Source organism: Paraburkholderia sp. EG286B, from assembly GCF_040965655.1.
Classification (GTDB): Bacteria; Pseudomonadota; Gammaproteobacteria; order Burkholderiales; family Burkholderiaceae; genus Paraburkholderia.
In genome coordinates this window covers 372,689-385,674 of sequence record NZ_JBFRCF010000005.1, presented here as the reverse complement: position 1 = coordinate 385,674, position 12,986 = coordinate 372,689, and the positions used below count along the sequence as shown (strand labels likewise).

Genomic DNA, 12,986 nt, shown 5'->3' with positions numbered 1-12,986 from the left:
TGTTCGGTTTTCCGCACAGCCTGTTCTGATCAGATGGGATTATCGGACAATTCGAAGGCGCCCATACTGCGGACATTCGTCAACCGAGGAGTACGCAATGCCGAACCGCAAACCCGCAAGCACCTATGAACTGGCCGGCCGCCAGGTGAACCGCATGGGCTATGGCGCCATGCAACTGGCCGGCCCCGGCGTGTTCGGGCCCCCGAAGGACCGCGCGCAGGCCGTCGCGGTACTGCGCGAGGCGCTGGAACTGGGCGTCAACCACATCGACACGAGCGACTTCTACGGCCCGCACGTGACGAACCAGATCATTCGCGAGGCGCTGCATCCGTATGCGCCGAACCTCACGATCGTCACCAAGGTGGGCGCCGTGCGCGACGACAAGGGCGCCTGGCTGCCGGCACTGGAACCCGCCGACATCGAGCGCGCTGTGCACGACAACCTGCGCAACCTGGGCCTCGACGCGCTCGATGTGGTCAACCTGCGCATCATGGGCGACGTCCACAAACCGTCCGAAGGCCCTGTGGAAAAGCAGGTCGAGGCGCTCGCCCGGCTGCGCGAGCGCGGCCTCGTGCGCAACGTCGGCATGTCCAACGCGACCGCCGCACAAATCGCGGCGGCGCAGCGCCTCGTGCCGATCGTGTGCGTGCAGAACCACTACAACCTCGTGCACCGCGACGACGACGCACTGATCGACGCCCTCGCCGCGCAAGGCATCGCCTACGTGCCGTTCTTTCCGCTCGGCGGCTTTACGCCGATTCAGTCGTCGGCGCTTTCAGCGGTGGCCGCGCGCCTCGAAGTCACGCCGATGGCGCTCGCGCTGGCGTGGCTGCTGCGGCGCTCGCCCAACATCCTGCTGATTCCGGGCACGTCCACGCTTTCGCATCTGCGCGAGAACGTGGCGGCCGCGCAGCTCGACCTGAACGACGACGTGCTCGCCGAACTCGACGCCATCGGCAGCAGCGGCAACGCCGCTCACGCCTGAGCGCGAGGCGCTGCGCCGTCACGCCACTTCGGCCATCTCCAGCTTGTTGGCCAGCGCGTCGCGGATGAGCGCGACCGGCCGCACGAGGCGCCCCGGCAGCGCCCCGTGCACGAGCCACACATTCAGGCCCGAGCGGAAGTCGGTCGCGTCGATGATCTGCAGCTGGTCGCGCAGCGGGCTGCGGGCAAGCGCCTGCGGCGCGGCGAGCCCGACGCCCATGCCGCGCGCGACCAGCGAAAGCTGCAGTTCCGAGCCGAAGGCCTCGACCGCGACGTTGAACGGCAGACCCGCCATGCCCATGGCGCGGCTCAGCGCCGAGCGCATCCCGCAGCCGTCCTGGTTCAGCACCCACGGATGGTGCGCGAGCGCGGCGAGCGTGGTGGGCTCGTCGGGCAAACCAAACGAGCGCGCCGCGACGACGAGGGTCGGCGTGTAGCCGAGCTGGGTCGCGACCACGCCCTCCGGCGGCATCACCGCGGCGGGCAGCAGGATCACGGCCGCATCGAGCCGCGCGCGCTCGACCTCGTCGAGGAGGCCTGGCGACCAGCCCGCCCTCACGCGCAGCGTCAACTTGGGAAACTCGCCGCGCAATTGATCGACGGGCTGTTCGAGCGCCAGCTCCGAGAGAAACGGCGGCACGCCGAGCTTGAGCTCGCCGACCGGCTCGCTCTCCGGCGAGGCGACCGACATCAGGTCGTCGACCGCACGCAGGACCGAGCGCGCGAGGCCGTACACCTCGTTGCCCGCGGCCGTGGGCTTGAGGGGCTTGCTCTGGCGGTCCAGAAGCTCGATGCCGAGCGTCGTCTCCAGGTTCTGCACGCGGCGCGTGAGCCCCGGCTGCGTCAGGAACAGCCGCTCCGACGCCCGCACGAGCGAGCCGCTTTCGACCACCGCCACGAAGGCTTCCAGATCTCGGGTGTTCACAACGACTCCGCATAAAGATTATCGCGATAATTCAATTGTCGCATAACGTGACGCTCCCTACGATAGCTGGAGTTGCCACGTTGCGGAGCCAATCGATGGAGCACCCTGCTGAAACCTGTACGCGTGCGATGGCGCGCGAAGCCACCCCCGCGAGCCACGCCAACCAGCCCAATCACGCCAATCACGCCACCCACGCCACGCTCACGCTGCCGATGACGCTGTTCTTCGCCGCCGCCGTCGGCGTGATCGTCGTCAATCTGTCTGCGGCCCAGCCGCTCGCCGGGCTCGTGAGCCAGTCGCTGCAGTTGCGCCCCGAATTCGTCGGCGCGGTCGCCATGCTGCCGCAGCTCGGCTACGCGGCCGGCCTGCTGCTGCTCGTGCCGCTCTGCGATCTGCTCGAAAACCGGCGGCTGATTTTCCGCACCCTGCTTGCCTGCTCCGTCTTTCTGGCCCTCGCGGCGCTGGCGCGCTCGGGGCCGCTCTTTCTCGGCGCGGCGTTCCTCGCGGGGGCGACCTCCAGCGTGATCCAGATGCTCGTGCCGATGGCCGCTTCGATGGCGCCCGAAAGCCGGCGCGGGCGGGCCGTCGGCAACGTGATGAGCGGCCTGATGCTGGGCATTCTGCTGTCACGGCCGCTCGCGAGCCTGATTGCGGGAACGCTGGGCTGGCGAGCGTTCTACGGCATCGAAGCGGTGGCGGACGCCCTGCTCGCGGTGGTCCTCTTTGTGCGCACGCCGCGGCGCATGCCGGGCGTGACGGCGCGCTACGCCGATCTGCTCTATTCGCTCTGGACGTTGCTGCGCACCGAGCGCGTTCTGCGGCGCAGCGCCTTGCTTGCGGCGCTTGCACTGGGAGCCTTCTCGGCGTTCTGGACCGCGGTCGCCTTGCTGCTGTCGCAGCCGCCGTTTTCGCTCGGCATGAACGGCATTGCCGCGTTTGCACTGGCGGGTGCGAGCGGCGCGATCGTCACGCCGCTTGCGGGCCGGCTGGGCGATCACGGCGCGGGGCGCGCGGTGCAATACGCCGCGCACGCGACGATGCTCGGCGCGGTCGTGCTGCTGGGCGTGGCGGGCGCGGGCTGGGGCGGCTTTGCGCCCGCCGCGCATCCCGCGCTGGCGCTTGGCCTGCTCGTTGCGGGCGCGGCTGCGCTCGATGCGGGCGTCATCGCCGACCAGACGCTCGGGCGGCGCGCGATCAACCTGCTCAACCCCGCCGCGCGCGGCCGGCTCAACGCGATTTTCGTGGGGATGTTCTTCATCGGCGGCGCGGCCGGCGCGCTCATGGCCGGCGCCGCGTGGGCCACGGCGCGCTGGAGCGGCGTGTGCCTCGTCGCTCTCGGCTTCACGGTGGCGGTCATCGCGCTGGGCTTCGTTTATCGCGCGTCGCCGGGTTCTGGGCGCTGGCGGGCCGCCCGGTGAGCGGTCCAATGAAAAAGCCGCGGCTGATCCGGCCGCGGCTTTCCTGTATCTGTACTGCCACTCGCGTATCGAACGACACGCAGCCATGCGAAGCGAAGCGCGCCAGACTCCCCGGTCAAACCGTCATGCGCGCCGCAATGTGCTCACGTCTGCTGATCCGACCCATCCGCGGGCTGCGCGGTGTTGTCGTCGGCGGGCTTTTCGTCTTCCTTCTTCTCGACTAGCTGCTCGACTTCCTTGGCGCCCTCGAAACCGGCAACCGCGGCGGCTGCCTTGGTCAGGAAGCCCGCGTTCGGATCGAGCTTCTCGGCGCCTTCCACAGCGGCGACCGCACCGGCAATTTCACCCACCTTGTCCAGAATGCCCATTTCATCCCTCCAGTTGAAACCCGCTCCGGGCTGACGAGGCGATGTCTCGCCTCCCGTGCGCCGCACCTTCCATCCAGCGACGCGCCGCTTCATTGTGTGCCTGCCCGATGGCCACATCAATCACTAACTCATTAATCTGACAATGATTAACGATGTTATATACGAACGTATATTGCGACGCGTCAATTGTTTGACTATAGTGAAGTTGTCTCCTCCATGTCTCCCTTGGCATGGTTCAAGCCCGCGTTCACTGCGGGCTTTTCTTTTTGCTGCCTCGCGTTTCCCCCACCGATTCGTCGCTGGCCTGCGGGCCGCGGCCTGGCGCGCGCCGTCCGCTGGCATAATCGTCCTTTCGCCGTATTCCAGCCCTCTTTGATCTCGTCGCTGCAATGAATCTGCATACCTGGTGGCTGTTCGTCGTCACCGTCTTCGTCGTCTGCGCCATCCCCGGTCCCAACATGCTGCTCATCATGTCGCACGGCGCGCAGTACGGACTGCGCCGCACGAGCGCGACCATGGCCGGTTGCCTTTCCGCACTGGTTCTGATGCTGGCCGTCTCGGCGGCAGGGCTCGGCGTGTTCCTGCAAGCGTGGCCGACCATGTTCAACGCGCTGCGCTTCATCGGCGCCGCGTACCTCGTGTACCTGGGCATCAAGGCGTGGGGCGCACCCGTGCCCGAGGCCGCCGCCGACGTTGCCGAACGTGTGGCCGCGCGACCCGTGCGCTCACCGTTCGCGCTCTATCGCAACGGCTTTTTCGTCGGCGGCAGCAACCCGAAGGCGATCCTTTTCGCGGCGGCGCTCCTGCCGCAGTTCATCGACGCGACCCGACCGGTGCTGCCGCAGTTCGGCGTGCTCGTTGCGACCTTCGCCGTGTGCGAAGTGAGCTGGTATCTCGTCTACGCGGGTTTCGGCACGCGCATCGGCGCGACGCTCAAGAGCCGTCGCGTGGCGAAAGCGTTCAATCGCGTGACGGGCGGGGTATTCGTCGGGTTTGGCGCGATGATGGCTTTGCTTCGGCAGTAGGGCTCGCTGGGCGGCGCGATGGTTGCTGACAGTGGCTGCATCGAGCAACTTGACGTCAGCTAACTGCATCTGCGAACTCACGCTTTCGACCCGTTTCCCTCAATCAGGTCATTGCACTAGTTGTGGCTGTTCTCGAATTACCAACGGTCACTCGCGTGTCGTGCGTGCTGCGCATCTTCAAGCGCCGAAAACAAAATACCGGGCTTGATTAGCGGAGGCTGCCTTTGCAAAGAAGAGGGCCGACTGCAACTGGTTGGGAGCGGTGCTCCTATCGGCTTGCAACGGCCTCAGCATCGGTGGGTTGCCACCCCCCGCCGAGCGCCTTGAAGGCGGCGACCGCTGCGCGAGCCGCTTCCGTTTGTGCCTGCACCCGCTCGTCGGATGCGCGCAGCAAGTCTTGATCGGCCTGCAGGACCTCGATCAGGCTAACGACACCTTTCTGGTAGGCCACAAACGAGGCCGCTCGCGCCCGGCCCAGCGAAGTCACACCCTGCGCGAGAACGGCAGCCTGCTCCTCGCGCTTGACGAGTGCCGAGAAGGAATTCTCGACGTCCTCCGTTGCGTGCAATGCGGCAAGCCGGTAAGCGGCGAGCATCTCGGCCTCCTGGCCTTTGGCCTCATTGATCTGCGCATTGATGCGGCCGAAATCAAACAGACGCCAGCGCAGCCCCAGCACGCCGGCCGCCTGATTGGCGCCGCTACTGAACAGGTTGCCGCTGGCCATTGATGTTGCGCTCCCGATCAGTCCACTGAGCGACAGCTTTGGGTAATACTCGGCAATGGCCATGCCGATACGCGCGTTCGACGCCGCCAGACGACGCTCGGCCACGATCAGATCGGGCCGACGCCTGAGCAACTCGCCAGGAGATCCGGTGCCTGCGATTCCCGGGGCGGCAGGGATCTCGCCGCCCTCGAAGAGGTCCGTGCGATGCGTGCCGGGCTGTGCACCCAGCATTACGTCCAGCGCGTTCATGGCCGTATCCAGACCGACCTCCAGAACAGGGATGGATGCCTGCACCGGGGCCAGCGCCCCTTCGGCCTGGCTCACCTGAAGGTCGGCCGCCAACCCTTTGGCATAGAGGAGGTTGATGGTCGAGAGCAGATCCTGCTGCGTCTGCAACTGCTTGCGCGCCACCTGCAGACGGGCCTGCAATCCGCGAATGGTGATGTAGATGTCGGCAGTCTGTGCTGCCACAGCCAGGCGCGTGGCCACCTCGCCGGCTTCCGAAGCCTGATAGCCGGCAAGAGCCGCTTCCCGCCCGCGACGCAGCCCGCCAAAAATGTCCAGTTCCCAGCTCGCGCTGAAATTGGCCTCGTAGTCGTTGCCGTAGCGATCGAAACCGGGCGTTGAATTCAGGACACGTCCCAGCGGAGTTTCGACCGACTGGTAGACCCGGGCCGCCTGGCCGCTGACATTGCCGGAAGGCAGCAGCGCGGCATTCGCTGCGCCGAGTCCCGCGCGCGCCTGCGAGACGCGCGCCGCGGCCTGCGCGAGGTCCAGATTCTGGTCCAGCGCGAGCGTAACGAATCGTGTAAGTTGTGCATCGCCAAAACCCGACCACCACGTGACCGGGTTTGCACTCGCCGCCGCCTGCCGGTGATCTACCGCGGCCTGACCCTGGAAATGCTCTGGCATGGCTACCACTGGCCGGACATAGTCGGGGCCTACAGCGCAGCCCGAGAGACTGGCGACAATGACCGCGGCAAGGAGGTGTTTGGGTAGCATGAGCGTCTTCGCGAGGTTCCGGTTGTGATCATAATACCAAATAGTCACTAGTTGTCCATTCCTGTATGCTATGTCCATGAAAAACACCACCACTCCCTCCGCTCCCGCGCGCGGCCCGGCTGATCACGAGGTGCGGGACCAGATCGTTGCCGCCGCCACCGAGCACTTCAGCCGATATGGCTACGAGAAAACGACGGTCTCTGACCTTGCCAAGGCGATCGGGTTTTCGAAGGCGTACATATATAAGTTCTTTGAATCGAAGCAGGCCATTGGCGAAATGATCTGTGTCAACTGCCTGCACGAAATCGAAAGCGAGGTGCGGACAGCGGTCGCGGAGACGGATCTGCCGCCGGAGAAACTGCGACGAGTGTTCAAGGTCTTTGCCGAAGCAAGCCTCAGGCTGTTTTTCCGGGACCGCAAGCTGTACGACATCGCTGCATCGGCCGCCACGGAAAACTGGCAGGCGGTGCAAGCTTATGAAGCACGTGTCCAGAAGCTACTCCAGGAGGTTCTCCAGGAAGGCCGGCAAAGTGGCGACTTCGAGCGCAAGACGCCGCTGGACGAAACCGCGATGGCGATCTATCTGGTGCTGCGCCCCTACCTCAACCCGCTGCTACTGCAATACAACCGCGACACCACCGACGTCGCGCCAGCGCAGCTCTCCAGCCTGGTACTCCGAAGCCTGTCGCCCTGACCGATCTCGGAGAGTGACTATTGACTGAAATGGTCACGAGAACCATAATGGAAGCCGTCATCACTTCATCGATGGGACTTTCATGTTCTCGCGTCGCCTCGCCACCTCCGCACTCGCCTGTGCGCTGCCGCTTGCGCTAGCGGCCTGCGGCGAAAAAGCCCCATCTGATCCGCGCACCGAGGTACCGCTGGTGCGCACGGCCATCGTTCAGGCGGCGATCCCCGCGTCCCGTTCGTTTACCGGAACTGTCTCCGCACGCGTGCAAAGCGACCTGGGATTTCGCGTTTCCGGCAAGGTGCTGGAGCGGCTGGTGGATGCCGGCCAAACCGTCAAACGCGGGCAGCTGCTGATGCGCCTCGACCCCGTCGATCTCAAGCTTGCCGCGCAGGCCCGGCAGGAGGCGGTCACCGCCGCGCGGGCGCGAGCGCAGCAGACCGCGCAGGATGAGGAGCGCTATCGCGACCTGCGCGGTACGGGTGCGATCTCGGCTTCGGCCTACGACCAGGCCAAGGCGGCCGCCGATGCAGCCAGGGCGCAGCTCAGCGCGGCTGAGGCTGACGCCGACGTGGCGCGCAATGCGACGAGCTATGCCGAGCTGGTCGCGGACGGGGATGGCGTGGTGATGGAGACGCTGGCCGAACCGGGCCAGGTCGTCAGCGCCGGACAGCCCGTAGTGCGCCTGGCCCACGCGGGACGCCGCGAGGCTGTCATCCAGCTACCGGAAACCCTGCGCCCCGCCATCGATTCGGTCGCCGACGCCACTCTCTTCGGCAACAGCGGCATCAGCGTGCCGGCCACCCTGCGCCAGCTCTCGGATACGGCGGATCCGCGTACCCGCACCTTCGAAGCGCGTTATGTGCTGCAGGGTGCGCTGGCCGACGCGCCTCTAGGCGCAACCGTCACGATCGAGATACCGGACGCACGCGTGGCGCTCCAGGGCGGCTTGCAGGTGCCGATCGGCGCGGTGCTCGACGCGGGCAAAGGGCCCGGCGTGTGGGTCATCAACGGCGAACAGGCCAAGGTTGCGTGGCGGCCGGTCACGGTCCTTCACCTCGATGACGACAGTGCTCGCGTGTCGGGTGCGTTGAAACAGGGCGACCGCGTCGTTGCGCTCGGTGCCCAGTTGCTGCGCGATGGCGAACAGGTCCGAATGTCCGGCGAGGCCGTCGCGGTGGCGAACGAGGGAGCACGTCCGTGAGCGAAGGTCGATTCAACCTGTCGGCGCTCGCCGTTCGCGAGCGCTCCATCACCCTGTTCCTGATCTGCCTGATCTCGCTGGCCGGACTCGTGTCGTTCTTCAAGCTGGGTCGCGCCGAAGACCCGGCGTTCACGATCAAGGTGATGACCATCGTCACTGCATGGCCTGGCGCCACCGCACAGGAGATGCACGATCAGGTCGCCGAGAAAATCGAAAAGCGCATGCAGGAACTGCGCTGGTACGACCGGACCGAGACATACACGCGGCCCGGCCTGGCTTTTACAACGCTGACGTTGCTCGACAGCACCCCACCGTCGGAAGTGCAGGAGGAGTTCTACCAGGCCCGGAAAAAAATCAGCGACGAAGCCGCCAACCTTCCGGCTGGCGTGATCGGGCCGATCGTCAACGACGAATACGCGGATGTCACCTTCGCACTCTTTGCGCTGAAGGCCAGGGGAGAACCGCAACGCCTGCTCGTGCGCGACGCCGAGTCGCTGCGCCAGCGGTTGCTGCACGTGCCGGGCGTGAAGAAGGTCAACATCATCGGCGAGCAGGCCGAACGTATCTACGTCCAGTTCTCACATGACCGGCTGGCAACGCTCGGTGTCAGCCCGCAGGACGTGTTCGCCGCGCTCAATGGCCAGAACGTCCTGACGCCAGCGGGCTCGGTGGAGACCAAAGGTCCGGAGGTGTTCATTCGCCTGGACGGTGCCTTCGACAACCTGCAGAAGATCCGCGACACGCCAGTCGTGGCGCAGGGTCGCACACTGAAGCTATCGGACATTGCCACCGTCACGCGTGGTTATGAAGATCCGGCGACGTTCATGATCCGCAACAACCGCGAACCAGCCTTGCTGCTGGGCATCGTGATGCGCGACGGCTGGAACGGGCTCGATCTCGGCAAGGCACTCGACAGCGAGGTCGGCGCAATTAACGCCGTGCTGCCGCTGGGAATGAGCCTGACCAAGGTCACAGATCAGGCCGTCAACATTCATTCGGCGGTCGACGAGTTCATGCTCAAGTTTTTCGCCGCTCTGCTGGTGGTCATGCTCGTGAGTTTCGTGAGCATGGGGTGGCGCGCAGGCCTGGTGGTTGCCGCCGCCGTGCCGTTGACGCTGGCCATCGTGTTCGTGGTCATGGCCGCGACAGGCAAGAACTTCGACCGCATCACCCTGGGATCCCTGATCCTGGCGCTGGGCCTTCTGGTAGACGACGCGATCATCGCCATTGAAATGATGGTGGTGAAGATGGAGGAAGGCTACAGCCGTGTGGCCGCCTCGGCGTATGCCTGGAGCCATACCGCCGCACCCATGCTCTCGGGCACGCTGGTGACGGCTGTCGGCTTCATGCCCAACGGCTTCGCGAGGTCCACCGCAGGCGAGTACACCAGCAACATGTTCTGGATCGTCGGCATTGCACTGATCGCATCCTGGGTCGTCGCCGTGTTCTTCACGCCCTACCTCGGCGTGAAGATGCTGCCCGACTTCAAAAAGGTCGAAGGCGGCCACGACGCGATCTATGACACGCCGCGCTATAACCGCTTCCGTCAGCTGCTCACGCGCGTCATCGCGCGCAAATGGCTGGTCGCCGGTTCGGTGGTGGGGCTCTTCGTCCTGGCTATTCTCGGCATGGGCGTGGTCAAAAAGCAATTCTTCCCGATCTCGGATCGTCCTGAAGTGCTCGTCGAGGTGCAGATGCCCTACGGAACATCCATTTCCCAAACGAGCGCCGTTACCGAAAAGGTGGAGGCGTGGCTGGCGAAACAGAAGGAAGCCAAAATCGTCACAGCTTATGTCGGGCAAGGTGCGCCGCGCTTTTACCTGGCCATGGGGCCGGAATTGCCCGATCCCTCGTTTGCGAAGATCGTAGTGCGCACGGACAGTCAGGATGAGCGCGACGCATTGAAACTGCGTCTGCGCCAAGCCATCGCCGACGGTCTCGCCCCGGAAGCGCGCGTGCGGGTCACGCAACTCGTCTTCGGTCCGTATTCGCCGTTCCCGGTCGCCTATCGCGTCACGGGTCCGGACCCGGACAAGCTGCGCGCAATCGCGGCTCAAGTCGAGCAGGTGATGGATGCCAGCCCAATGATGCGCACGGTCAACACCGACTGGGGCACGCGCTCGCCCACGCTGCACTTCACGTTGCAGCAGGACCGTGTGCAGGCGGTGGGGCTCACCTCAAGCGCCGTCGCGCAACAACTGCAGTTCCTGCTCACTGGCGTGCCTGTCACCGCCGTGCGCGAGGACATTCGGACCGTGCAGGTCATCGCGCGTTCGGCCGGCGATGTGCGTCTCGACCCTGCCCGGCTCGGCGACTTCACGCTGGCTGGCGCGAACGGGCAGCGCATTCCGCTATCGCAGGTGGGCAGGGTCGACGTACGCATGGAGGAGCCGATCATGCGTTGGCGCGACCGCGTCCCGACGATCACGGTACGCGGCGACATTGCCGACAACCTGCAGCCACCAGACGTATCAACGGCGATCACCGGGCAACTTCAGCCGATCATCGCGAAGCTGCCCAGCGGCTATCGCATCGAGCAGGCGGGCTCCATCGAGGAGTCGGCCAAAGCGACGACCGCCATGTTGCCGCTGTTCCCGATCATGCTGGCGATCACGCTGGTCATCATCATTCTGCAGGTTCGCTCGATTTCCGCGATGGTGATGGTGTTCCTGACGAGTCCACTCGGCCTCATCGGTGTCGTTCCGACATTGATCCTGTTCCGGCAGCCGTTCGGTATCAATGCGCTGGTCGGCCTCATCGCGCTCTCGGGCATCCTGATGCGCAACACGCTGATCCTGATCGGGCAGATTCACCAGAACGAACATGCCGGGCTGGATCCGTTCCATGCGGTTGTCGAAGCTACCGTGCAGCGTGCCCGCCCGGTGATCCTGACGGCCATGGCCGCGATCCTGGCCTTCATCCCGCTGACGCATTCGGTGTTCTGGGGAACGCTCGCCTACACGCTGATCGGCGGCACGTTCGCCGGGACGATTCTGACCCTGGTGTTCCTGCCGGCCATGTATTCCATCTGGTTCAAGATCCGCCCCGGCAACCCAGCGGGTTCACACAGGGACCGCGATCACCTGCCATTGCATTCAGATTCGATGACACAGGACGCGCTCGACGCGCGCAGTTGACACCCCATCCATTCACCAAACGGAGTTGTTCATGTCGAATTCCACGGTTGTCGTTGTGACCGGCGTGTCATCGGGTATCGGCCGCGCCACCGCCGAAAAATTTGCGAGGCGAGGTTGCCGAGTGTTTGGCACAGTGCGCAGCATTGCAAAAGCGGTGCCTGTCTCCGGCGTCGAGCTTGTCGAGATGGATGTTCGCGACGATGCTTCGGTCAAGGCCGGAATCCAGTCCGTCATCGAACGCGCCGGGCGAATCGACGTACTCGTCAATAATGCGGGTACGAGCCTGATCGGTGCTGTGGAGGAGACTTCAACTGCCGAGGCTGTGTCGCTGTTCGATACTAACGTCTTCAGCATTCTGCGCACGACGCAGGCGGTACTTCCCCTGATGCGGGCACAACGTGGTGGAAGGATCGTCAATGTCAGTTCGGTGCTTGGCTTCTTGCCCGCCCCGTACATGGGCCTCTATTCGGCGTCCAAGCATGCCGTCGAAGGGCTGACTGAAACGCTTGATCACGAGGTGCGCCAGTTCGGCATCCGGGTAACATTGGTCGAACCATCTTTTACCAGGACCAACCTGGACGTCAACGCCCCACTGGCAAGCTCGAAAATCGCCGACTATGACCGCGAGCGGGCCCTGGCATCGAACGCAGTCGTCAACAGTGTCAAAGGTGCCCCCGCGCCCGACGGCGTGGCAAACACGATCGTCGAAGCGGCGCTTGGCACCTGGCGTATGCGTCGCACACCGGCCGGCGAAGCATCCCTGTTGCGCAAATTGCGGCGCTTCATGCCCTCCGGTCCGGTGGATTCCAGCTTGAGGAAAACTTTCGGGCTAGTGTGAAGTTTTCTTTCTCGCCGCAACGTGGTCTGTGCATCACGTTCACGAGCGCGCCCTGCGCCGACGAGTAATCAGCTGCGGACGTCCATGGTCATGACGACCTCGACGCGTCGCAACAACCTCGCAGCAGCAAGAAAATCTTGGCAACTGAGTCCGTACGCACCTGAAACTGAAGATATGCCAAGTCAGAATTGCGCGTCGTCGATGCACCGACCGTATTCGTAGCTATGACCTTTGCTGGCGCTCCGTTGGAGTTGCAGGGGTTGATGTTAGAAGCAAAGCGGTCGTCTCAATGACACTGTCTCAGCGCAAGTGATCTTACCCACGTTCAGTGGCCTGTCCATGGTCGCACAAGTGGCTCTCCCTCGAAGCGCGTCGCCTTGCGAAACCTGGAAATCGAATCGATCTGCGGGTGTCCTTCGACGTGGCCGAAGACGGGATGCCCGACGGGCAACTCGCCGAACTGTGCCGAAAAGGCGACGTGCTGTTCATGACTGAGGAACTGCTCGCGGAAAAAGATCACGCGCCATTCTTGCAACGCGCCGCGGATAGCCTTGATCCGCGCTGGCGTCAGCGGCCGGGAAAGATCGACACCGCTGATTTCAGCGCCAATATGGGCTGAAAGCGGGCGGACAACGATCTGGGCTTCTTCTGGGACCACGGCCGTGCTCACGAT

General features: G+C 64.6%; 10 protein-coding genes and 1 pseudogene. 7 read left to right on the top strand and 4 right to left on the bottom strand.

Annotation, left to right across the window (positions count from 1 at the left end):
- The first annotated feature begins 97 nt into the window (after positions 1–97).
- Positions 98–985 carry an aldo/keto reductase family oxidoreductase gene (locus AB4Y42_RS13355; RefSeq protein ID WP_368694445.1) on the top strand — a complete coding sequence of 296 codons (888 nt, stop codon included), beginning with the start codon at positions 98–100 and terminating at the stop codon, positions 983–985.
- 18 nt (positions 986–1,003) lie between these two features.
- On the opposite strand, the gene AB4Y42_RS13350 is transcribed toward AB4Y42_RS13355, so the two are convergent.
- Positions 1,004–1,909 carry a LysR family transcriptional regulator gene (locus AB4Y42_RS13350; protein WP_254319794.1) on the bottom strand — a complete coding sequence of 302 codons (906 nt, stop codon included), beginning with the start codon at positions 1,907–1,909 and terminating at the stop codon, positions 1,004–1,006.
- Positions 1,910–2,004: 95 nt separating this feature from the next.
- Here AB4Y42_RS13350 and AB4Y42_RS13345 point away from each other — a divergent pair, with 95 nt between their 5' ends.
- Complete coding sequence (locus AB4Y42_RS13345; protein WP_368694444.1) at positions 2,005–3,327, top strand: MFS transporter; 1,323 nt, start codon at positions 2,005–2,007, stop codon at positions 3,325–3,327.
- A 143-nt stretch (positions 3,328–3,470) separates the two neighbouring features.
- Here AB4Y42_RS13345 and AB4Y42_RS13340 read toward each other — a convergent pair whose 3' ends face one another.
- Positions 3,471–3,695, bottom strand: a complete 225-nt coding sequence (locus AB4Y42_RS13340) for a hypothetical protein (RefSeq protein WP_028205419.1) — start codon at positions 3,693–3,695, stop codon at positions 3,471–3,473.
- Positions 3,696–4,084: 389 nt separating this feature from the next.
- Between AB4Y42_RS13340 and AB4Y42_RS13335 the strand changes: the two genes are divergently transcribed.
- Positions 4,085–4,720 (top strand): LysE family translocator, encoded by a 636-nt coding sequence (locus tag AB4Y42_RS13335; protein ID WP_368690577.1) that lies wholly within the window; start codon positions 4,085–4,087, stop codon positions 4,718–4,720.
- A 268-nt stretch (positions 4,721–4,988) separates the two neighbouring features.
- Here AB4Y42_RS13335 and AB4Y42_RS13330 read toward each other — a convergent pair whose 3' ends face one another.
- The gene (locus AB4Y42_RS13330; protein WP_368694443.1) at positions 4,989–6,446 is read right to left on the bottom strand and encodes an efflux transporter outer membrane subunit; all 1,458 of its coding nucleotides are present in this window, start codon (positions 6,444–6,446) and stop codon (positions 4,989–4,991) included.
- A 76-nt stretch (positions 6,447–6,522) separates the two neighbouring features.
- Between AB4Y42_RS13330 and AB4Y42_RS13325 the strand changes: the two genes are divergently transcribed.
- From AB4Y42_RS13325 to AB4Y42_RS13310, 4 genes are all read left to right on the top strand, one after another.
- Positions 6,523–7,140 carry a TetR/AcrR family transcriptional regulator gene (locus AB4Y42_RS13325; RefSeq protein ID WP_368689054.1) on the top strand — a complete coding sequence of 206 codons (618 nt, stop codon included), beginning with the start codon at positions 6,523–6,525 and terminating at the stop codon, positions 7,138–7,140.
- Between the two features lie 82 nt (positions 7,141–7,222).
- Positions 7,223–8,338, top strand: coding sequence for an efflux RND transporter periplasmic adaptor subunit (locus AB4Y42_RS13320; RefSeq protein WP_368694442.1), 1,116 nt, complete (start codon positions 7,223–7,225; stop codon positions 8,336–8,338).
- Positions 8,335–11,475, top strand: coding sequence for an efflux RND transporter permease subunit (locus AB4Y42_RS13315; RefSeq protein ID WP_368694441.1), 3,141 nt, complete (start codon positions 8,335–8,337; stop codon positions 11,473–11,475). Before AB4Y42_RS13320 ends, AB4Y42_RS13315 begins: the two co-directional genes overlap by 4 nt.
- Before the next feature lie 31 nt (positions 11,476–11,506).
- Positions 11,507–12,313, top strand: coding sequence for an oxidoreductase (locus tag AB4Y42_RS13310; protein WP_368694440.1), 807 nt, complete (start codon positions 11,507–11,509; stop codon positions 12,311–12,313).
- 331 nt (positions 12,314–12,644) lie between these two features.
- Here AB4Y42_RS13310 and AB4Y42_RS13305 read toward each other — a convergent pair.
- A pseudogene (locus tag AB4Y42_RS13305) lies at positions 12,645–12,983 on the bottom strand (TauD/TfdA dioxygenase family protein); the annotation flags it as partial.
- Between the last annotated feature and the right edge of the window lie 3 nt (positions 12,984–12,986).

Excerpts from the sequence above, each read along its gene's own strand:
- AB4Y42_RS13320 (WP_368694442.1), top strand. The coding sequence starts at position 7,223 with ATGTTCTCGCGTCGCCTCGCCACCTCCGCACTCGCCTGTGCGCTGCCG.
- AB4Y42_RS13355 (WP_368694445.1), top strand. The coding sequence starts at position 98 with ATGCCGAACCGCAAACCCGCAAGCACCTATGAACTGGCCGGCCGCCAG.
- AB4Y42_RS13310 (WP_368694440.1), top strand. The coding sequence starts at position 11,507 with ATGTCGAATTCCACGGTTGTCGTTGTGACCGGCGTGTCATCGGGTATC.
- AB4Y42_RS13330 (WP_368694443.1), bottom strand. The coding sequence starts at position 6,446 with ATGCTACCCAAACACCTCCTTGCCGCGGTCATTGTCGCCAGTCTCTCG.
- AB4Y42_RS13325 (WP_368689054.1), top strand. The coding sequence starts at position 6,523 with ATGAAAAACACCACCACTCCCTCCGCTCCCGCGCGCGGCCCGGCTGAT.
- AB4Y42_RS13345 (WP_368694444.1), top strand. The coding sequence starts at position 2,005 with ATGGAGCACCCTGCTGAAACCTGTACGCGTGCGATGGCGCGCGAAGCC.
- AB4Y42_RS13340 (WP_028205419.1), bottom strand. The coding sequence starts at position 3,695 with ATGGGCATTCTGGACAAGGTGGGTGAAATTGCCGGTGCGGTCGCCGCT.
- AB4Y42_RS13335 (WP_368690577.1), top strand. The coding sequence starts at position 4,085 with ATGAATCTGCATACCTGGTGGCTGTTCGTCGTCACCGTCTTCGTCGTC.